We start from the raw sequence: 19,531 nt of genomic DNA on the forward strand, positions 1-19,531 counted from the left end.
TCCTTATATGTGGTGAATACAGGAATTATTTGTAATCCTTCCAGCTCCACCATTTAAGCAGTTGTGGGTCATGCTCTTCGTTCGATGCATAATACACTGCACATCTGAATACATAGAGCATGCATCTGTCTATTTTCATCCCGGTATTATCACATAGTTTCAGGTAGAGTTCTTCAGGGTCTTTTCCCTTCATACCTACCACGGAACGAATACCCAATTCCCAAAGATCCTCTGCGGTTTTTTTGCCGACTCCAGGAATAACCTGTAATTCCTTAAGGGTTCGGGTTTTGTTCTCATCCTTCATTTTTTCCTACGGTAGCTACATAGATCACGAACTCATGCTCGCCGTCGAGGTCCAGCAGTTCGTTCATGTCATCATCCAGGAAGGCCGCTATGGCACAAACACCGCAGTCAATAGCTTCCGCGCTCAGGTACAGATTCTGGCACACATGACCTGCATCCAGGTGCAGATAACGATATCCTCTTTCTCCGTAGCGCCATTTCATTCTGGCTGCAACAGCTGTCCAAATGAAAGTCACTGCGCTCTTCTTTACAAAATCCTGTCCCAGACAGGCTTCAGTGATCTCCTTCGCCATATTTGTCTCAATGTCCAGTTGCAGTAGTTTATGCCCTATGGCAAGGAATCTATACAGTCCTGGCTCAAGCCCCTCCACATTATTGATCAGCAGATATGTTTCTAGCGAGTGTCTTGCGCCTGCTGATGGCACGGTCCTGAACGTGACAACATCCTCAATGATCTCTTTCACTCCCTGCGTGCACCATAAAAGATAAGAGAGTTCATTAAGTGTAAGGGGCTTATCTGAATAGCTGCGCACGCTTGTACGATGTTCGATGGCACGTCTTAAGGGCATGTCTCTCACATGAATATGATCAGGGTCTGGCAGTTCTATTATCTTAATACCATCATCTGACTCCTTTTGCAAAGGCGGCTGAGGATATCCGTTAGTTTGAGGTGCTTTTCCAAGGTACTGGAACTTAGTCAATTTCATGAAGTCTTTGCCTATCTCTTGCATTGTATACTCCCCGTTTACATATTCACTGCTGAGTTCAAATCCTTTATCATATCTTTATCATATATTGGTTTTTGAATACTTATCCACTGCCATGTCCTTACTTATCAGCCCTGATGACTACAAATCCCCCATCTCCTGATCCGCCTCTGACAGGTTCTATATCTGGGATCATTTCCAGTGGCCTGAAAAGGGTCTGAACTATGGTAATGTCCCTGAAACCAGCTTCATGGATATATGCTTTTATTTCGTCCACTGAATGGAGTTTGACAGGTGAGTATGATCCTTTTTCATGCTGTCTTTTCTCATATTTTTTCTCATATACATCCCCTAGTCTGCTGTTCCTGTCTATCATTCCAAGAACCATTCTGCCATCTGTTTTTAGTATCCTGCGAACCTCAGCGAACGCTTGCTGCATGTCAGTCATAAAAGGATCTATAGTAACCATCAGAGCAAGATCAAGACTCTTATCCTTGAGTGGTAAGTCTTCTACCACTGCTTGTATACAAATTATATTTCGTTCTCTGGCTAATTCCAGCATTCTCCTGGAAGGGTCTGCGCCATAAGTGATATGCAGGGCTTGTGCAAATCTCCCAGTCCCCACTCCTATCTCTATGGATCTTTGTTCCTGGTATACGTTTCCCAACACCTTCTTTATAGCAGCCAGTTCTGAATAGAACACTTTAATGTGCTGGTCATACCAGGCATCATATCCCTGTTCCTTTGCATCTGTATTACGTGATGATTTCATTCGAGACATTTAAGATTTCAATTGATTCTATCTAAATACCTTTCCATTTATTAATAAAGATGATTGAAAACTATCAATTAATGTAATATTCTATCGTACTGGTAAATCTATCATGCGAGTAAGATGCGAATGGGCTTCTTTCAGTGAACTTGCTCTCCAATATCATGATAATGAGTGAGGTGTGCCGCTACACGATGACAGGTCGCTTTTCGAATTCCTTGTGCTGGAAGGGGCACAGGCGGGTTTAAGCTGGGAAACGATCCTCAGGAAAAGGAATAATTACAGAAAGGCTTTTGACAATTTCGATCACGAGAAGATTGCAGCCTATGATTATGTGAACTACCCCTCCCTGCTTTCTGATGAAAGCGAGGAAGGGGCTTCTTGTTTCATTCTTCGAACCACTGTTCGCAAGTCCACAAGCTCATCCCCTGCGTTCCACAGGTGTCAGATTATTATAAGATTTTGCTCTTGAATAGAGAATTTCTTGATATTGATTGCAGCATTTATATCTCTGTCATGCTTTGTTTTGCAATCTGGACACGTCCAGTCCCTATCCGCAAGTGTTAGCTTTCCGTTATAATAGCCACACACATTACAGATTCTTGTACTTGGCTCAAACTGTCCAATACGGAGTATGGTTTTTCCAAACCATTCAGCTTTGTATTCCAGTTTAGTTACAAAACTACACCATCCAGCATCGGAAATTGATTGAGCAAGACAATGATTTTTTAACATACCTTTAACATTCAGAGTTTCCAGAGCTATTGCTTGGTTCTCGCTAATCAGTCTAAAAGAGAGTTTATTCTGGAAATCGTTTCTTTGATTTGCTATTTTGTCATGGAGTGATGCAAGTCTTTGTTTAGCCTTTGCTCTGTTCTGTGAGCCTTTCTGTTTCCTTGATACTCTTTTCTGTAATACCTTCAATCGCTGTAAGGAGTTCTTCAGATACTTTGGATTTTCAACTTTTTCTCCGTTTGAGAGAACAGCAAAGTCTTTGATACCTATATCTATTCCAATTGTAGTTGATTCTGAAAAGTTCTGCTTATTTGGAATTTGTTTTCCATCTTCGACAAGAATACTGATATAATATTTTTCCGTACATGTCCTTGAAATGGTTGCGGTTTTAAGCTTACCTTCAAACCTTCTATGAAGTATGGTTTTGACTTCTCCTATTTTTGGGATCTTAATTATTTGCTTCTCGAAATCTACAGAGTAATGTTGTGGCATCTGATAAGACTGGACTGGGTTTTTTTTAGATTTGAATTTGGGAAATCCAGTTTTCTCTCTGAAGAATTTTGTAAATGCTGATTCTACATTTACTAAAGAGGCAAGCAGAGCCTGTGAATTAGCTTCTTTCAACCATTCATTAGAATGTTTCACTTCGTGAACTAAAATCCGTTGCAAATCAAACCTTGATATTGATTCCTTAGTTTGTTCATAAGTTTTTATTTTTTGTTCTAAAGCCCAATTATATACAAATCTACACGCACCAAAATGAACTTTTATTATTTCCTCTTGTTTTTTGGTTGGGTAGATTCGGAATTTATAGGCTTTTAACATATTATACAATATGGTTTATAGATAAATATATGTTTCTCTAAACATGTTGTGTTATGACATGTACGCATTCATCTCCCACCTGCCAGCTTACGGCTGGCGAGGAAGGAGATTTCTGCTGTAGAAGTTAAAAACGAAGGTATCGTTCGCAACAGGCTTAAGGTCAGATCTGCAATTAATAATGCCAAGGCTTTCAAAAAGGTTCGGGAGGAGTTTGGTTCATTCGACAAGTACATCTGGAACTTTGTGGACCATACATCTGTGCAGAATTCCTGGAAGTCGCTGGCAGATATCCCTGCAAAGACCGAGATTGCAGAAAATATCAGCAAAGATCTGAAAAAAATAATGGTGAGATCTTGTTATGCCTCATGACAAATACCCGTATGGTCTCTCCTCATAACGCTTTAATAATTCTTCAACGGATGCATTCGAAGTTCCGGATTCGGAACCGAATAACAGGCTTGAAAGCGAAGGCTTGTTCATATATACTACAGTAGGTTCTCCTTCTATGCCAGCCAGTTCCGTAGCAATGTCTATAGCATCATAGAAGTTGCCAAGTTCGTCCACAAGGCCCAGTTCCTTTGCCTTTTTACCGGTATATATCCTGCCATCTGCAATATCCTTGACTTCGCTTACGGACATATTGCGCCCTTCTGCAACATTTGTCACGAATGTATCGTAAACTTCCATTATTATGCTGTCGGCGTATTCCTTTTCCTCATCAGAGAGACCTCTCCATGAGCCGCCCATATCCTTGAACTCTCCGGATTTAGCCACATGGAATTCTATTCCTTCCTGGTCATAGTAAGCAGACATGTTCTCAAAGGTCCATATCACGCCTATACTACCGGTCATCGTAGAAGGATTTGCCACGATTACGTCAGCAGGCACTGATATATGATATGCTGCACTGGCAGCTACGTTACCCATGGATACAACTATAGGCATACCTTCATCATGGGCTCTTTTCACTTCTTCATATATCTCCTCACCAGCTGTTGAAGATCCACCGGGGCTATCAACCCTCAATAAGATCGCTTTTACGCTTTGATCTTGCACAGCCTTGCGTATATTCTCATTTATTCCATCAGGGGTTGCATATCCCAATCCATTGTATATGCTGCCGGAAACAATTTCGCCTTCAACGTAGATAACTGCAATCTTGTCACCGCTGGCATACAGATTGCCATCAAAATTACCCATAATGGCTGCAAGGCTTGCACCAATAAGAACGATAAGGAATCCGGCTAATAACAGGTACATTTTCCATCTGCTTTTGCCGGGCGCTATAGCTGCAGATGTGTTTCTGTTATAGGCAGAAGGTACGCTTGGCGGGATCTCCCTTTCCGCCTTCCCTGATATATAGGGATCATTCTCCATAGATGGTTTTTCCTCTCCATGGTCTGCATTGCGGCTATTTGCCACATCTTCAGGATTCATCTGGATTATTCCTTCCTGGCAAGAGAATGTGCATGAAGATTGAAATAGTTATCTTGACTAATTTAAGCGCATGTTTTGTAGAATTTAGAGATGTCTGAAAAGGTTATTATACACTATCAGGATCGTCCCATAAAAGCTTCTCAGGTGACAGAGGTACTCATTGACCTTGATAAATACATTAGAGAAGTAAATGAATGGGGATAAACGTCTGGTATAAGCAAAAAAAGAAAAGTATGAGTTATTGAATTAACTCATAAAAAAACTATTTTTTTTAAAATTTATCTTTTCCTTCCAAGGAAATAATAAGCAATAGCTCCAAGGATACCAAATATAAGTGCTGCAAGTATCCAAACAATTTTCATTAAAGTACTCAGACTCTTGTTCTGGGTTAATACATCATATAAAACCCAGATAACAGAAATCAATACAATAAAGCCCCATATTGTTTCTATCATCTTTGAATCGCCTCTCCATATTATATTAATCCAATATTCTTATATAAGGGTTGCTTAATCTGGCATTGGTAAGTAAACATGGTTATATGTTATGAGGACTTATAGTTCTGTATGAACTGTCCCAGGTGTAAAAGCCCTAATCATAAAAAGAACGGAAAAATAAGTGAACGCCAACGATACCAATGTCATGATTGTGGATATAATTATTCAGTAGAGCTCAAATCAACTGCAAGCTCTGCTTTTGTTAAACGGCAGGCTTTGCAACTCTATCTGGAGGGATTAGGATTTCGTTCAATAGGACGTATATTAGGTGTCAGCCATGTTTCTGTACAAAATTGGATAAAGAAATATGGTAAAGATCTAGAGGACTTGAAGAGTGAAAATGAGATATCTGTCGTTGAATTGAATGAGATGCACACTTACATCGGAAACAAAAAAAATATTGCTGGACCTGGATTGCTGTTGATAGAGTTGGGAAAAAATTCATCGACTGCTCTTTTGGTAGCAGAGGAACAGAAACCGGACAAAAACTCTGGGAATACTTAAAGAGGAAAAAGATTGAAAAAGTGATGACTGATCACTGGAAGGCATATGCAGAGTTTCTTCCGGAGACTATCCATACTCAATCCAAAGCTGAAACATGTACCGTTGAAGGATATAACAGCATATTGAGACACTTCCTGGCAAGATTGAGAAAAAAGACAAAGTGTTATACTAAGAGTCTTGAAATGCTGAAGTACTCTGTTCTTCTATTAATGAAATACAGAAATAAGGAGTTAACTATCTTTAATTAACAATACCCTCAATTTTTATACATGATTGTCCTATCAAGCAGTTCTCACTTTGTCACGAATTCCCTCTAACTAGTATGTACACCCAATCTCCTTATCTGTGAATTCTGTATTGTATGTGAGTATTGTTGATATTGACGTGTTGATGCAGATGTATTCATGATCATCTATACAGCACCCAAGCGAAATATATTTTATAACAGCACTCTATCCTCACAAGTAAATCCATTCTATATAGGATATATTCCATATAGGATCTAATATACTGCTCATATCATTTCGGAGATCATACATGTCAAAACTACCTGAAGATAAACCTGTACTTGTTACATGCGGCCTTCCTTATGCTAACGGCAAAGCTCATATAGGCCATCTGCGAACGTACATTCCTGCGGACATTTATGTGAGATCCCTGAAAAAACGTGGCAAAGAAGTAACTTTTATTTGCGGCTCAGATACGCATGGGACGCCTGTAGTTGTGAACGCAGAAGAATTGAAGATGACCCCAAAAGAGCTGGTGGGAATCTACCATAAGCATTTCTATGAGATATTCAGATCAGTGGGTGTCACGTTCGATGCTTTTGGAACAACAGATGATCCGGAAAATCACAACCGTACGCTGGATATCGTTAATCGGCTTATAGATAAAGGATATGTTTATCCAAAGGTCATCGAGATAGCATATTGTCCTGCATGTGACCGTTTCCTTCCTGACAGATATGTAGCAGGCGTCTGTCCTCACTGCGGCCAGAATGCAAGAGGGGACGAATGTGACCAGGGTTGTGGTAAACACCTTGAACCCGGGGAGCTGAAGGATCCTGCTTGTACCATTTGCCGTGGTCCAGCACAATATAAGGAACAGGAACATTTCTTCTTCAAACTTTCCGGATTCAAGGACTTTCTGCTGGAACACCTGGAACATCTCGAAGGCACTTCCAATGCCAGAAACTATGCTCTTGGATGGGTCAAACAGGAGCTTACCGACTGGTGTATCACAAGGACACTGGAATGGGGTGTGAAATTCCCGGGCCATGATGATCTTGTTGTGTACGTGTGGGTGGATGCGCCTATTGGCTATATTGCTTTTACAGAGCAATGGGCCAAGGCTAATAATGAAAGCTGGGAAAAGTTCTGGAAGGGCGATTGTCCCATTGTCCATTTCATCGGCGGGGATATAATCTACCACCATTGTATTTTCTGGCCTGCCATGCTCAAAGGTGCTGATTACAGCCAGCCATGGGCTGTTGTGTCATCAGGCATGGTGAAGATCGAGGACAAGAAATTCTCCAAGAGTCGGGGATATGTTGTATGGGTACAGGAGGATTACCTGGACCATGGTTTCCATGCCGATCTGCTCAGATATTACCTGATAAGTTACACATCCCACACCAAGGAAGTAAATTTCTCATGGAAGGTCTTCCAGGAAAGGATCAATACTGAGCTTGTGGCAGTATTAGGTAATTTCCTTTATCGTAGCCTTCTGTTTGATTTCAAGAATTTTGGAGAGATACCGGCAGGCAAGATCTCACCTGAGGTCATGGAAAAGATAAAAAGTATCATTGATGAGGTCACAGTTGCAATGGAGGAGTTCGAGTTCAAGAAGGCCATTGATACCGCCATGTCACTGGCTTCCTTCGGTAACTCCTATTTCCAGTCCAATGAACCCTGGAAACTCATCAAAGAGAACCGGGAAGCATGTGCTGAGGTGCTGGCAAACTGCATGCAGATCGCAAAGGCACTAATCCTGCTTTTCGAACCCACTCTTCCAGAAAAGATGGAGGTAGCCTGGAAGCAGATCGGTATGAATTCAGATGTGCATACAGCCGGATATGAAGAAGCCCTTGTGCCAGTAAATGCAGGTACAACACTTTCTAATCCCAGCATTCTTTTTGACAAGATAGAGGATGCCAAGATAGAAGAGATGACCGCTATATCCAATGAGAGAATACGCAAGGCTTTTGCAAAGGAAGCAGGCATATCTGAAGAGGAGCCTGCAGTGGTGCCTCTGAAAGACCAGATAACCTACGAGGACTTCTCAAAGGTGGACATACGCGTCGGTAAGATCCTCACTGCTGAGAAGATAAAGAAATCCAAGAAACTGCTCAAGCTGATGGTAGATGTGGGTGAACCAAAACCCAGGCAGATAGTTGCAGGTCTTGCAGACTATTATCAGCCGGAAGAACTTGTTGGTAAGGTCGTCAATGTGCTTGTCAATCTCCAGCCTGCTAAACTGTGCGGCGTGGAATCCCAGGGCATGCTCTTGGCAGCCGATGCAGGCGAACGTGTGTCTCTGCTGACCCCTGACAAGGAAATGAAGCCAGGATCTATTGTGAGATAAAATACTAAAAAAGTTAAGTATGGCCCCGAAAAGCGAATAAATTTACAGTTGCGATCTCATTACACCTGTAATTAATTCGTTTCTTTCTCTTTTTCCAGCACCATCTCAAGGTAAGAGGTTCTGATGGAATCTTCCTTCTGTATACCCAATTTTTCAAGGAAAGCAAATATTTCATCAGAGTGTTCTTCAATATTACAGTCGGCCTGTTTTTCAACCTCTATGAATTCTCCAAGTCCCTCCACATAGTCAAGAGCAATGGTCATATTCTGGTAACTGAAGACTTCTCTTTTCTTGCGGACGACACCGGACTCAAAGAAACCCAGTGCTATGAGGATACTTCGAGCACTGTCACCATCTACTTCGGTCTCGAACTCCGGACGTGTCTTGGAAACGGAGTCAAGTTTCTTTCCTTTATATGTGAGCACTGATTTTCCATTCACGGAGCGTATTCTCAACGCCTCGTCCGTGGTAGAAAAATCCCTCGCAGGAGAGTTATAGTAGGTATCCAGATGTTCCTGGATACCTTCTGGTTTTGCTCCCATTGCTGCAAGTCTCTCACGGAGGAATCTGTGGCTTGCCCGGGCTTTTACTTCTATCTCTATCATGTTATTCGGGGACGAATTTGGTACCGTAGTATATCATACCTTTCTCACCGCTTTCACCAAGTTTCCTGAACACAGGCCTTACCTTCATACCTATCTTCATGGCTCCGGGGTCAGCTACTATCTGGCTGGTAAGGCTTGGCCCTTCGTCCAGTTTCACGATACCAAGCACATAAGGGGTCTGTTTCTCAAAGCCTTCTGCAGCAGTGTGGATCACAGTATATGTGAGCACTTCTCCCTTTCCGCTGAACTTGAAGTTCTCAAGTTTTCCGTCACGGCGGCATTTAGGGCACATGTTACGGGGTGGATAGTAATAAGTTTCACAGTTAGTGCAATGAGTGCCTATCAGATTATACCTAGCTACCTGTTTTCTCCAGAATCTCGGTACTGACATCGTGATCACCTGTCCCTTGATAATATATGTACTACAGCAGTGGCACCTGAACCTCCGACATTGTGTGTCATGCCGATCTCTGCACCATCAACCTGACGTTTTCCTGCATCCCCACGCAGCTGTTCGACTATTTCCACAGCCTGTTTGATGCCAGTAGCACCTACCGGATGGCCACATGCTTTGAGTCCGCCGGACGTGTTCACCGGTATCTTGCCGCCTATGGCCGTATTTCCTTCTTCGGTGAATTTGCCTCCTTCTCCTTTCTTAACAAAGCCGAGGTCTTCTATAGCGCATATCTCTGCAATGGTAAAGCAGTCGTGAACTTCCACTAAGTCTATATCCTTAGGTGTGAGTTTTGCCATTTTAAAAGCCCTTTTACCTGCTTCCACTGATGCTGCGAGGGTCGTGATATCCTTGCGGTCATGAAGAGCGAGGGTATCACTGGCCTGGCTTGTGGCCTTTACATAAATGGGGGTGTCCGTGTATTTGTGGGCAATGTCAGCAGGTGCCAGTATTACCGCTGCTGCACCATCTGTGATGGGTGAACAATCGAATATGTGCAGCGGATCTGCCACCATAATTGATCTGAGCACATCTTCCACACTGATCTTGTTGCGATACTGTGCTATCGGATTATGGGCACCATTAGCATGGTTCTTTACTGCCACCTGAGCCAGCTGCTCGCTGGTGGTGCCGTATTTATGCATGTGCAGCTTTGCTATCATAGCATAGAGCCCGGGGAAAGTTGCGCCCATTATGCCTTCCCACTCCCTGTCTGCGGCTGCTGCAAGGGCAGTGGATGCGCTTGTAGAGGAGATGTCTGTCATCTTTTCCACGCCAGCAGCCACTACTATGTCCTCAAGTCCGGATGCTACTGCATGGATGCCCTGTCTCAGTGCCAATCCACCGGAAGCACAGGCTGCCTCCACTCGGGTAGCTGGCACATGAAGTTCCTTTGCTAGTCCTGCATAGTCCGCTATCAGGGCACCTATATGTTCCTGCTCAATGAACTGGCCTCCGCTCATGTTACCTACTATGATGGCATCTATCTCTTCTCCGGTGACCCTCGCGTCTTCCAGGGCACCGACACCGGCTTCTGTTATTATATCTCTCAGAGACACATCCCAGTTCTCTCCAAATTTGGTGGTCTTAACACCAATGATCGCTACATCTCTCATTTTTTCACCTCATGCCAGTCTGATCTTACCTTTGTGTTTGGCATATGTTGCATAATCCACATATATCGGATCTGCCAGCAGTTCCATCACAGTAGGTGCTTTATTACGTATCTCTTCGATCTTATCCGTGACAGCAAAACTGAATGCGTCCCCGCCGGCACCTGATCCAAAAGCAGTGGCGAATATCCTGTCTCCTGGTTTTGCCTGGTCCAGCGTCGCTGCGATGCCCATCATACATGATCCTGAGTAGGTATTTCCAAGCTTTGGCACGACAAGGCCGGGCCGGATCTGTTCTTTAGTGAAGCCCAGGATGGATGCTGCCCGAGATGGGAATTTACCATTTGGCTGATGGAAGACTGCATAATCATAATCTTCTGGTTTAGTCCCTATCTTAGCCATAAGTCCTTTTGCCGCATGTGTTACATGCTTGAAGTATCCGGGCTCGCCGGTAAAACGCCCTCCATGTTCAGGATATGGCATGCCTTCCCTTCTCCAAAAATCAGGTGTATCAGTTGTAAAGGAATATGTGTCCTCGATGACCGCTACAAATTCTGATTCTTTGCTGCCTATTATGAAAGCTACGCCTCCTGCAGCTGCAGTGTATTCCAGTGCATCGCCCGGTGCGCCCTGCGCAACGTCAGCTCCTATGGCTATTCCCAGATCTATCATTCCTGATTGTACCAATCCCATGCAAGTCTGTATTGCGGCAGTTCCGGCCTTGCAGGCAAATTCAAAATCTGCAGCTGTCAGAACGGGGGTAGCTTCCACTGCCTCTGCGACTATGGTACTTGTAGGTTTGACAGCATAGGGGTGGCTCTCTGATCCGGTATAAACTGCGCCTACTCGCTGGGCGTTTATACCTGATCTTTTAACAGCATATCTTGCAGCTTCTACTGCAATTGTGGCTGTGTCCTCATCAAAATCAGGTACTGATTTTTCATATACCATGAGACCCGATTTTAGGCTGTTAGCATCGTCGCCCCATACCCGGGCGATCTCTTCCACTTTGATCCTATATCTAGGAACATAGGCTCCGTATGAGACTATCCCTGCACTCATTTCTTTTCACCGATTATTTTTATGTAAGTGTTATTCCATTACGTGATACTGGCTGTATTTTTTCAGATTACCTATCAACTGATCAATGTCCATAGTAGTGGCTAAAAGGGGCAACCTATCTATTTCTGCCATCTTCTTTGCCATGGGGTCAACCTCATTGCCCCTTAGCCCGTGTATCACTACAGCACCGGGCTTGAGGTTAGTCACTCTTATGGCTACAAGGGGAGATTTTCCGGTGGTTACCTTTGTAAAGATCATGGCTCTCTCGGTACTCCATCCATAAAGTTTCTGGAACTCATGGGAAGAAAGTTCGAGAATAGCTTTCTTGCTATCGACTACAGTGAAACCGTATAGAGGTTTTTCTATACCCCTGTTGACAAAATCAGCTTCTATAAGGCTTGCAAGCTTTGCAAGCTGCATGGGGAACGTGTATTCATAAGTTGCGTAGACAGCTCTTGATGTGTTGTCTGAGAAAAGCATGCTTTCATAAGAATGTATCTTCTGTCCGCCATTCTGTGAGTCTATTTCCAGAAGCGCCTCTACAATCCTACTTACTATGAGGGTACCTGGAGATTTCCTCCTTCCACTTTCGTAGTCGCTTATAACGGAGGGGGACACTCCCAGATAGCCCGATAGGTCTGTTTGGGGTATCTCAAAGTTAAGCCTCCATTTTTTCAGAGTTTCTCCGGGTTTCTCTGAAAGTGTTATTTCGCCTGCCATCTTTTCGGCAAGACGCTGGCGTATATTCTCACGAGAAGCATTGTCAGCCATTTCATATTCTAAATGAGACTTAATTATATATATCTAACGAATGCCCAATCGTTGATTGACGAATAAACTTTATAAGGCAGTAATAACATATTTAGGTATTTATATTAAAACGGCTTTATATTATAAATGTATGTCTCTAAAAAATGTTGAACAAAATATGAATGTTTCTGACATAACATTGTATCTCAAATGCCCAAGAAAAGTGTACTATTCAAAGCGTTCTCAAAAAAAACGGTCTAATGATAATGTTTCTTATGTTGAGCATCTTCTTCTTAAAGAATTTGGGTTAAGGTACCCGCAGTTGCTGGAGCATTTTTCGTCAAAAGCCGATGATATGAAAGATATAATTCAAAGTGAATTCAATGAGATATGTGTTGAATTAAGCATTATATATGCCTCTGAACTTGAGGGTGTTTCAGAGTCCACAATTATGGATGCCATTAATAATATTCAAGTTTGCATTGAAGATGTATCCTGCAATATTAAGGGAATGCTGGCCGATACACATAATATGTTACTTGTAAAAGCACTGTGCGGTATGGAACTGGAACCTGTGTTGTATGGATCTAAAATGAAAGTTTCCGGTATACCTGCAGGCATGATCAATCTCGATGGTTCGCATGTTCCGGTGATCATTAAGACAGGCAAGTGCCCTGAATATGGGATATGGGCAGATGACAGGCTTCATATGGCTGCATTTTCGATGCTTGCGCAGGAAGTTCATAACAAGCCCATAGATGATGGCATAGTTATATATTCCAGATCAGGCTGCATAAGGCCTTCAAAGATCAGGGCAAATGACAAAAGGCAGGTACTTGGAATATGCAGCCACATCAGGAAGATCAAAGAAGGCTTTCTGCCTGAAAGAAAGCAGACACCTTTATGCGAAGATTGTGAATTCCTTGAAAGCTGCGAGATAAAGTATTCTCTTGCATCTAAATTCTTCTGATCTTTCACCAGAAGTTTTCTTTTTTTAAGTTATATGTCCTATTATCTCTAATCTGCACTATCCATAGCCTTTTAAATAGAGATTGCGTTTTTTGATTAGGACATGAAATTCATTGACAAGCTTTTCGGCAAGAAAAAAAATGAAGATATTTCTTTCAAGATAAAAATAAATGACCTCCTCCAGTTCATCTCAGATGAATCTGAAAAAGAGTTCAATGAAATTAAGCCTTTTATCCGCAGAAAATATGGAGAGATCAATCTCACTCTCCATGAGATACCTGAGGTCATAGAAAGCCTCCTTTCTGCCGAGGTTATTCAAAATACTAATAAGAGAGTGGAAAAGGTAGGAGATGCTAACAGGGACAATATTGCCAATAACCTGCAATTGGTCATTGAGAAAGTGGCCACTCCTAATGAGATTTCTCCACTGAGTTCCTTCCAGTTCTGCATTAATGCTAAATCCATACTAAAAACTGTGCGGGATAACACACACAGAAGCCAGCTTTATATCAAAGCTATATATCCGGAGGAATCACAAAAGATCATAGCTGCATTATCAAGTCTTGAGGACCTGATAGATGAGTTATTCCGGGTTATTCAAGATAAGAAAGAGAGAATTGATTCTTTAGACAAGTTCTCCGGGGAGATCGGAAACTATGACCTAATGCAGAAGAAGATAGTGGAAACCCAAAGTAGTATAAGAGATCTTGAATCCAGAATCAATTCAATGCAAAACGAGATTCTGGATGCTAAAAACGGGCTCATTGAACTTGAACAGAGCCCGGATTTTGAAAGGGCAAAACAACTTGAAAGCGAGGTTGCCTTCCTGAAAGAAAAGATCTCAGATATTGATCACAATATCCAGAGATTATTCTCTCCTTTGTCTAAAGTATTCTCCAGAATGGAAAAGCAGGATAAGAGCGAGATATGTGTGCTATCTCCTGAGCACAGGCAAATTCTTGAAAAGATCACTCATGATCCGGCTTCTGCTCTTGAGCATGATCTCGATTCCTTTTTTGCCGGAGTCAGACCCAGGATAGAGGCCGGAAGTCTTGGTCTTAAGGGCCAGATGTGCGAGAAAGTCATGCAGCAGCTTGACAAGCTGCATAGTTCCAAAGACTTGTCGTCTTTAAGGGAAAAGAGAAATGAATATTCAATGCAGCTTGAAAGCGTCACAAATGAGCTGAACAGCCTGAGCGTTTACAGAGACAAAGAACAACTTGTGCAGCAGATCTCCCGCGATGAGCACATGCTAAAAACCACAGAGGATGACCTCAATACGGAAAAGAAGCATTTTGAGACTTTCACAGAAGAATCGGAACTTATGGAATCAGGCCTGAGCATGGAGATCAAGGGGCTTTTTGAGAAGGATATTGAGATAGAGTATTGATGTGTGGGAAGCTAGTTTTTTAGCATGGTTACAGAAAGCCGATAGATCACACATTCAGTCAGCAGAATAAATGCAGCGTCATATTTATTGTGATATAAAAAACAGAGGGTTAATCAGGATCCTCTGAACTTTTTGTCAAAACAAATTCACATAATAGTTTTATGAATTCACTCCAGAACATTATAATAATATTCCCCTTTGGATCTTTGTTCGCGGTCAAGACGGGAGTCAGGTTTGTTCACCCTGGGCCTGCGCGTATCCTCATCACGGCGGAACGTGATATTCAGATTAGAAAGGAATTTGTTCATGCCATCATGCATACTTAAAGGTGCGTGGGCCTTACCATATACAGCCGGTTCACCCTCGAAAACTATTAGCCTTTCACTCAGCATATCGATCATATATATATCATGGTCCACCACCATGGCAGTTTTACCGTTGTTCTCAGCAAAACGCTTTATCACTTTCGTGACCATTGACCGCTGTTCCACATCAAGGTGGGCGCTTGGTTCGTCCAGAAGATACATATCCGCATCGCGGCACAGACATGCAGTTATGGCCACCCTCTGCAATTCACCACCGCTAAGTTCCGGAATAGACCGCTCATACAGCTTCTCAAGACCTAAAGGTTTTACTACTTCTGTCTGGAAGTAGCTGCTGTCGAACTTCCGAGATATACCCCGCAGGAAGAATTGGACCTGCATGTGAATATCAGCCTTGATGTACTGGGGTTTGTAAGAAATACTGATATTCATATCAAGCTTGCCTTCATCGGGTTCTACTTCCCCTGCAAGCACTTTCATGAAAGTGGATTTACCTATACCATTTGGTCCTACTATACCCAGCACTTCACCCTGTTTAATAGATCCGGAATCTGTTTCCAGAGCGAATCCTTCCTTGTATTTTTTGGAAAAACTACTATAATCCACCAGGGTATCGATCTCAGTTTCATTCCTCGGAGGATGTACCTCGAAGGATATAGCTTCGGGACGGACACGCACATTCTCCTCGGGCAGATAACCTTTGAGATATTGGTTAATGGCTATGCGCACCCCTTTGGGAAGCGTCATGACACCATAACCACCGGGTTCACCATACGCCACATGTACAATATCGGCCAACATGTCCAGAATGGCAAGATCATGTTCCACTACAAGCACAGCTTTTTCCTGAGCAATCTCCTGTATTAACTTGGCACAGTTGATACGCTGGTATATGTCCAGATAGGGGCTTATCTCATCGAAAAAATAGAAATCTGCATCTTTTGCAGCGCATGCAGCAATAGCTACCCTCTGGAGCTCGCCACCACTGAGTTCCGTGATATTGCGGTCAACGATGTGAGAAAGGTCCAGGCGCTCCACCAGCTCATCCATTATTCCCCTATCATCAGTCCTGGCAAGCAGGGCCGATGTCTTATCTTTGAAAGCTTTCGGAATAAGATCAATATACTGAGGTTTCTGGGAAACCTTAAGACTGTCATTAGCTACAGCTTTGAAGTAATCATAAAGTGCAGTACCTGCATAGTGTTCCAGTACCCTGTCCCATGTACCCCCCTCCTCTCCAAAGTTGGGCACCAGCCTTCCTGAGAGGATCTGTACTGCAGTACTTTTACCAATACCGTTCGGACCAAGAATACCAGTAACTCTGCCTTTTTGGGGAACTGGTAAACCGTAAAGCGCAAAGCCATTCGGACCATAACGGTGTGTTGGGAATTTAAGGGCTTCAGGAAGACCAATGATCATAATAGCATCAAAAGGACACCTGTTTATACAGATACCACAGCCAACACACAACTCTTCCGATATGAACGGCTTGCCGTCTTCTGCAAAGATAATAGTCTCGTCACCTGTTCTCACTCTCGGGCAGTACTTCTCGCATTCATGACTGCACCTTCGAGGCTGGCATCTGTCCTTGTTAAGTATGGCTATTCGCATTTTTATCACTGGTTAGGAAAAGATAAAGATAGGAAAGTGTATCAGTTCAGGAGAAGTGTCCACGTGACCAGGCAGAAGTCCACCACAAGGAACTCCACATAGAACCAGTCCTTAAAACCAAACTCTTTGATATTGATCTTTATAGCTGGATAGATGAGCCTCTGGGCATAATATGCCAAAATGGCAACGATAGTGACCACAGCATACCATTTAGTTTCAGTGCCCATACCATATTGCATATTTGCCAAGATACCGGCAATTATGCCTAGAATAGAGGCAACTGCTGTCTTGATGATACCCTGGACATGTGCTTTTCTTTTTTCCTCGGGAGTCCTTGGCTTCACCGCAAGGATTACTTTTCCAGTATTCTCCTGCTGCACCTCGGATGCATCCTGGGAACTTGGTTTTGTGTTTTTAGCGGATGACTGCCTGGCTGGTTTTTTCAATGGCTATATCTCCTGAAAAGATCAATGGGATGAATACTATAGAAGGATAGTACGTATATAAAGCTTTATATGCGCCAACTAACGAACTCAACTAAATAAAGTCGTTGCTCAGAACATTACGTATCTTGTCAATGGAAATGGCATCAAGACCCAGACAATTAAGATGAGCCGCAAACTTGCCTGGCCTGTGCCCACCTGGGTGATAGACCACTGTAAACTGCGGGTCGATCCGGCGAACCATGTCCGTAAGTCCTCTCACATCCAGATGATCACTGATCTGAATAGAAGGGTACCTGAAATCAGACCTGCCGCTCAGGACATATTTTAATGTATGCCACGGCAACCTGCCCAGGTCCCATGGAGGAACAACACATAAAGTATTACCTCCGGCCTCCCCTAAACCCACAACATCACCGGGATTATCCAGCATGCAACGAGTCAGTTCCAGAGACTGGGCTTCCATCTCGATCGCATCACCATAACCAAGCAATCGAACCAATTCAACTACCCTCTGGGCTTTCCCGAATGCATAGGCACCAAGAGCTGCACAGGAGTTATCCTTCACCAATTGCCGCAGGCTCTCTATATCATCTTCAAAATAGCAAGAAGTGTCCCCCGGATCTCCATAGTTGGCCTCGGTTATCAGCACATCGCATTTGGGAAGCATGGAATAATCCTTCACATCCCCCGTTACAAGGATGCGTGTACCAACCTCATTTTCCCAGTAGAATGCCGTTGAACCGGGGGTGTGGCCTGTGGGAAAAGTCCTTACCGTGACGCCGGAAAACTCAAAGGCATCACATACCCCCATGCTCATCCCCTTGTACTCTTTACCGTAACGTATCTCAAGAGCTTGCGCGGTCTTGGAAGAACATAGAGCACGCTCAGAGAGCATTGCAGATTTCCCATTGTGATCGGAATGGGCATGAGTGATAAGATATGCATCTGGCTGAATACATTTGTTGGGGGTGCGGGTGGTGTCAATAGAAAAAATTACAGGTCTGCCTTCATCCGACATGAACCTGAGAGAAAGATGGGGTTTGAAACCCCCGCGTGAGTTTGTCTGACGAAAAGCCAATACACCCATGTCAATAAGCTGCTGTGGCATACAAATCATGAATTTACTGGCTTGAAATCGATAATTACGGAATGTGGAGCGTCAGACGGTTCGCAGAGCTTTTTGCAATTCAGAGCTTAAAACATCTGCAGATGTCACACCTGTGAAACGCTTCAGCACCTGATCATCTTTTTCGATCACAAGAGTAGGAACTGCCTGTATTGAATATTTCTTTGCCAGATCTCTGTTCTGGTCTACATCTATTATCTTGAACTCTACCTGGTCCTTGAACTTTTTCTCAACTTCATCAAGAATAGGTTTTTGCATTTTGCAGGGTCCGCACCATGTAGCACTAAAATCCATTAATATTGGTTTGCTCACTTAATCACCTTCTGATATACAGCAAATCATAAGCTTTTTTGATCATACTCAGTGGACAAAAACTGCCCGTCTGAGAGGAGTCCACTGGCCGATATAAGAGCAGCCTTCAACGGTATTGTAAAACCCCTGCAAAACCATTGTTTGCTTTCCATAAATACCTTTCGCAGCTTAGTTCTGCCGTTGTATTAAGAAGGCAAAACATCATGCCCGATATACCCTTGCCGTCAGATCAAGAGGAGGAGCATAATATGGTGCGGATATCACAATAATATCTACCAGAGAGGCATAATCAGCAATGTTCTGAACTGAAATACCACCCACAGCGATCATGACGCCAGGGTTCCTCTCTTTGATAACAGGAACTATCCTTTGAATGTCTGCAGGAGATAAATGGTCCAGTAGCAGCATATCTGCGGTTTTCGCATACTTTAATGCTTCTTCCTCATCCCTGGGCTCGATCTCTATCCTGCGCACAGCTTGCATTTCAGTAAGGTCCCCGACCACACCCAGATGGTTCTGGGTGATCAGGATAGAATCACTTAAGGAATTGCGGTGATGATCCCCACCCCCTGCCCGGACTGCCTGAAGTTCAAACCGGCGCATACCCGGATGAGTCTTTCTGCTGGTTGCGATGATCACGTTCTTATTGACCTTCCGGGCAGTTTCCACGTACAGACGCGTAGTGGCAGCAATGGCGCAGACCATGGAAAGGAAGGTCTGTGAAATACGCCACAGCTTGAAAAGCTGGCGCAGATCACCTTTTGCTTCAAAGACCACGTCATGCGGATTGAACTCCCCGCCTTCGCGCACATAGGCAGTAACCTCAAGACCTTTTTTCCGATAGAAAGCTGCAAGCTCTTCCATACAAGCCGCTACGCCGTGTTCCCGTGACATGATACGCAATCTGCCGTTGCCTTCTATGCCAAGAAGATCGGTCGTTTCGTCGCCATATGGACAATCTTCATCCAGATAAAGGTCGAACAGGTCCATAAAGTAATTTCCTATTGT

22 protein-coding genes are annotated in these 19,531 nt (G+C 43.3%); 6 read left to right on the plus strand and 16 right to left on the minus strand.

Annotation, left to right across the window (positions count from 1 at the left end; translation table 11 throughout):
* Window positions 1-25: 25 nt before the first annotated feature.
* The 3 genes from METHO_RS11340 to METHO_RS11350 form a co-directional block, all read right to left on the minus strand.
* On the minus strand, window positions 26-304 hold the full coding sequence (locus METHO_RS11340; protein WP_015325680.1) for a helix-hairpin-helix domain-containing protein: 279 nt from the start codon (window positions 302-304) through the stop codon (window positions 26-28).
* Window positions 294-1,034, minus strand: coding sequence for a SagB/ThcOx family dehydrogenase (locus tag METHO_RS11345; RefSeq protein ID WP_015325681.1), 741 nt, complete (start codon window positions 1,032-1,034; stop codon window positions 294-296). The genes METHO_RS11340 and METHO_RS11345 overlap by 11 nt, the downstream gene beginning before the upstream one ends.
* Window positions 1,035-1,131: 97 nt before the next feature.
* Window positions 1,132-1,791, minus strand: a complete 660-nt coding sequence (locus METHO_RS11350; protein ID WP_216594305.1) for a class I SAM-dependent methyltransferase — start codon at window positions 1,789-1,791, stop codon at window positions 1,132-1,134.
* A 172-nt stretch (window positions 1,792-1,963) separates the two neighbouring features.
* On the opposite strand from METHO_RS11350, the gene METHO_RS11355 reads away from it, so the two are divergent.
* Complete coding sequence (locus METHO_RS11355; protein ID WP_048831167.1) at window positions 1,964-2,254, plus strand: DNA-3-methyladenine glycosylase I; 291 nt, start codon at window positions 1,964-1,966, stop codon at window positions 2,252-2,254.
* Here the strand turns inward: METHO_RS11355 and tnpB are convergent.
* Window positions 2,227-3,342, minus strand: coding sequence for an IS200/IS605 family element RNA-guided endonuclease TnpB (gene tnpB / locus METHO_RS11360; protein WP_015325683.1), 1,116 nt, complete (start codon window positions 3,340-3,342; stop codon window positions 2,227-2,229). The two genes, METHO_RS11355 and tnpB, sit on opposite strands and share 28 nt — an antisense overlap.
* Window positions 3,343-3,450: 108 nt before the next feature.
* Here tnpB and METHO_RS14440 point away from each other — a divergent pair, with 108 nt between their 5' ends.
* Window positions 3,451-3,711 carry a DNA-3-methyladenine glycosylase I gene (locus METHO_RS14440; RefSeq protein ID WP_394296213.1) on the plus strand — a complete coding sequence of 87 codons (261 nt, stop codon included), beginning with the start codon at window positions 3,451-3,453 and terminating at the stop codon, window positions 3,709-3,711.
* Here the strand turns inward: METHO_RS14440 and sppA are convergent.
* Together sppA and METHO_RS13420 are read right to left on the minus strand one after the other, a co-directional pair.
* Window positions 3,706-4,779, minus strand: a complete 1,074-nt coding sequence (sppA, locus tag METHO_RS11370) for a signal peptide peptidase SppA (RefSeq protein WP_015325684.1) — start codon at window positions 4,777-4,779, stop codon at window positions 3,706-3,708. The two genes, METHO_RS14440 and sppA, sit on opposite strands and share 6 nt — an antisense overlap.
* A gap of 278 nt (window positions 4,780-5,057) precedes the next feature.
* Window positions 5,058-5,234, minus strand: coding sequence for a PLDc N-terminal domain-containing protein (locus tag METHO_RS13420; RefSeq protein ID WP_015325685.1), 177 nt, complete (start codon window positions 5,232-5,234; stop codon window positions 5,058-5,060).
* A gap of 111 nt (window positions 5,235-5,345) precedes the next feature.
* On the opposite strand from METHO_RS13420, the gene METHO_RS13425 reads away from it, so the two are divergent.
* Window positions 5,346-6,028 (plus strand): IS1 family transposase gene (locus METHO_RS13425; RefSeq protein ID WP_156811130.1). Its coding sequence is split into 2 segments (ribosomal slippage): window positions 5,346-5,666 and window positions 5,669-6,028, totalling 681 coding nucleotides; the frame shifts between segments, so codons are not numbered across the junction.
* A gap of 289 nt (window positions 6,029-6,317) precedes the next feature.
* Complete coding sequence (gene metG, locus METHO_RS11385) at window positions 6,318-8,363, plus strand: methionine--tRNA ligase (protein ID WP_015325686.1); 2,046 nt, start codon at window positions 6,318-6,320, stop codon at window positions 8,361-8,363.
* A gap of 71 nt (window positions 8,364-8,434) precedes the next feature.
* Here the strand turns inward: metG and cyaB are convergent, their stop codons facing one another.
* Genes cyaB through METHO_RS11410 form a run of 5 tightly spaced genes read right to left on the minus strand, consistent with a single transcriptional unit; the run spans window position 8,435 to window position 12,367 of the window.
* The gene (gene cyaB, locus METHO_RS11390) at window positions 8,435-8,968 is read right to left on the minus strand and encodes a class IV adenylate cyclase (RefSeq protein ID WP_015325687.1); all 534 of its coding nucleotides are present in this window, start codon (window positions 8,966-8,968) and stop codon (window positions 8,435-8,437) included.
* Window position 8,969: 1 nt separating this feature from the next.
* Window positions 8,970-9,359: a Zn-ribbon domain-containing OB-fold protein gene (locus METHO_RS11395; RefSeq protein ID WP_015325688.1), complete on the minus strand. Its 390-nt coding sequence runs from the start codon at window positions 9,357-9,359 to the stop codon at window positions 8,970-8,972.
* A 5-nt stretch (window positions 9,360-9,364) separates the two neighbouring features.
* The gene (locus METHO_RS11400; RefSeq protein WP_015325689.1) at window positions 9,365-10,537 is read right to left on the minus strand and encodes a thiolase domain-containing protein; all 1,173 of its coding nucleotides are present in this window, start codon (window positions 10,535-10,537) and stop codon (window positions 9,365-9,367) included.
* Between the two features lie 9 nt (window positions 10,538-10,546).
* Complete coding sequence (locus tag METHO_RS11405; RefSeq protein ID WP_015325690.1) at window positions 10,547-11,596, minus strand: hydroxymethylglutaryl-CoA synthase; 1,050 nt, start codon at window positions 11,594-11,596, stop codon at window positions 10,547-10,549.
* 30 nt (window positions 11,597-11,626) lie between these two features.
* Window positions 11,627-12,367 (minus strand): helix-turn-helix domain-containing protein, encoded by a 741-nt coding sequence (locus tag METHO_RS11410; protein ID WP_015325691.1) that lies wholly within the window; start codon window positions 12,365-12,367, stop codon window positions 11,627-11,629.
* A 130-nt stretch (window positions 12,368-12,497) separates the two neighbouring features.
* Between METHO_RS11410 and METHO_RS11415 the strand changes: the two genes are divergently transcribed.
* On the plus strand, window positions 12,498-13,316 hold the full coding sequence (locus METHO_RS11415; RefSeq protein WP_156811132.1) for a CRISPR-associated protein Cas4: 819 nt from the start codon (window positions 12,498-12,500) through the stop codon (window positions 13,314-13,316).
* A 102-nt stretch (window positions 13,317-13,418) separates the two neighbouring features.
* Window positions 13,419-14,705, plus strand: coding sequence for a hypothetical protein (locus tag METHO_RS11420; RefSeq protein ID WP_015325693.1), 1,287 nt, complete (start codon window positions 13,419-13,421; stop codon window positions 14,703-14,705).
* A 167-nt stretch (window positions 14,706-14,872) separates the two neighbouring features.
* On the opposite strand, the gene METHO_RS11425 is transcribed toward METHO_RS11420, so the two are convergent.
* The 5 genes from METHO_RS11425 to METHO_RS11445 all read right to left on the minus strand — a co-directional run bounded on the left by METHO_RS11425 (window position 14,873) and on the right by METHO_RS11445 (window position 19,513).
* The gene (locus tag METHO_RS11425) at window positions 14,873-16,639 is read right to left on the minus strand and encodes a ribosome biogenesis/translation initiation ATPase RLI (RefSeq protein ID WP_015325694.1); all 1,767 of its coding nucleotides are present in this window, start codon (window positions 16,637-16,639) and stop codon (window positions 14,873-14,875) included.
* A gap of 41 nt (window positions 16,640-16,680) precedes the next feature.
* Window positions 16,681-17,085 (minus strand): EMC6-like membrane protein, encoded by a 405-nt coding sequence (locus METHO_RS11430; RefSeq protein WP_015325695.1) that lies wholly within the window; start codon window positions 17,083-17,085, stop codon window positions 16,681-16,683.
* A gap of 91 nt (window positions 17,086-17,176) precedes the next feature.
* The gene (locus METHO_RS11435; protein ID WP_015325696.1) at window positions 17,177-18,193 is read right to left on the minus strand and encodes an MBL fold metallo-hydrolase; all 1,017 of its coding nucleotides are present in this window, start codon (window positions 18,191-18,193) and stop codon (window positions 17,177-17,179) included.
* Window positions 18,194-18,244: 51 nt separating this feature from the next.
* Window positions 18,245-18,523 carry a thioredoxin family protein gene (locus METHO_RS11440; protein ID WP_015325697.1) on the minus strand — a complete coding sequence of 93 codons (279 nt, stop codon included), beginning with the start codon at window positions 18,521-18,523 and terminating at the stop codon, window positions 18,245-18,247.
* A gap of 201 nt (window positions 18,524-18,724) precedes the next feature.
* A complete protein-coding gene (locus METHO_RS11445; protein WP_015325698.1) occupies window positions 18,725-19,513 on the minus strand; it encodes a nicotinate-nucleotide pyrophosphorylase in 789 nt (262 codons plus the stop codon).
* Window positions 19,514-19,531 lie beyond the last annotated feature (18 nt).

This window comes from Methanomethylovorans hollandica DSM 15978, assembly GCF_000328665.1.
GTDB lineage: Archaea > Halobacteriota > Methanosarcinia > Methanosarcinales > Methanosarcinaceae > Methanomethylovorans > Methanomethylovorans hollandica.

What these genes read in the sequence shown, in the direction of transcription:
- METHO_RS11340 (WP_015325680.1), bottom strand. Translation starts at nt 304, where the DNA reads ATGAAGGATGAGAACAAAACCCGAACCCTTAAGGAATTACAGGTTATT.
- METHO_RS11345 (WP_015325681.1), bottom strand. Translation starts at nt 1,034, where the DNA reads ATGCAAGAGATAGGCAAAGACTTCATGAAATTGACTAAGTTCCAGTAC.
- METHO_RS11350 (WP_216594305.1), bottom strand. Translation starts at nt 1,791, where the DNA reads ATGTCTCGAATGAAATCATCACGTAATACAGATGCAAAGGAACAGGGA.
- tnpB (WP_015325683.1), bottom strand. Translation starts at nt 3,342, where the DNA reads ATGTTAAAAGCCTATAAATTCCGAATCTACCCAACCAAAAAACAAGAG.
- sppA (WP_015325684.1), bottom strand. Translation starts at nt 4,779, where the DNA reads ATGAATCCTGAAGATGTGGCAAATAGCCGCAATGCAGACCATGGAGAG.
- METHO_RS13420 (WP_015325685.1), bottom strand. Translation starts at nt 5,234, where the DNA reads ATGATAGAAACAATATGGGGCTTTATTGTATTGATTTCTGTTATCTGG.
- metG (WP_015325686.1), top strand. Translation starts at nt 6,318, where the DNA reads ATGTCAAAACTACCTGAAGATAAACCTGTACTTGTTACATGCGGCCTT.
- cyaB (WP_015325687.1), bottom strand. Translation starts at nt 8,968, where the DNA reads ATGATAGAGATAGAAGTAAAAGCCCGGGCAAGCCACAGATTCCTCCGT.
- METHO_RS11395 (WP_015325688.1), bottom strand. Translation starts at nt 9,359, where the DNA reads ATGTCAGTACCGAGATTCTGGAGAAAACAGGTAGCTAGGTATAATCTG.
- METHO_RS11400 (WP_015325689.1), bottom strand. Translation starts at nt 10,537, where the DNA reads ATGAGAGATGTAGCGATCATTGGTGTTAAGACCACCAAATTTGGAGAG.
- METHO_RS11405 (WP_015325690.1), bottom strand. Translation starts at nt 11,596, where the DNA reads ATGAGTGCAGGGATAGTCTCATACGGAGCCTATGTTCCTAGATATAGG.
- METHO_RS11410 (WP_015325691.1), bottom strand. Translation starts at nt 12,367, where the DNA reads ATGGCTGACAATGCTTCTCGTGAGAATATACGCCAGCGTCTTGCCGAA.
- METHO_RS11415 (WP_156811132.1), top strand. Translation starts at nt 12,498, where the DNA reads ATGTCTCTAAAAAATGTTGAACAAAATATGAATGTTTCTGACATAACA.
- METHO_RS11420 (WP_015325693.1), top strand. Translation starts at nt 13,419, where the DNA reads ATGAAATTCATTGACAAGCTTTTCGGCAAGAAAAAAAATGAAGATATT.
- METHO_RS11425 (WP_015325694.1), bottom strand. Translation starts at nt 16,639, where the DNA reads ATGCGAATAGCCATACTTAACAAGGACAGATGCCAGCCTCGAAGGTGC.
- METHO_RS11435 (WP_015325696.1), bottom strand. Translation starts at nt 18,193, where the DNA reads ATGCCACAGCAGCTTATTGACATGGGTGTATTGGCTTTTCGTCAGACA.
- METHO_RS11445 (WP_015325698.1), bottom strand. Translation starts at nt 19,513, where the DNA reads ATGGACCTGTTCGACCTTTATCTGGATGAAGATTGTCCATATGGCGAC.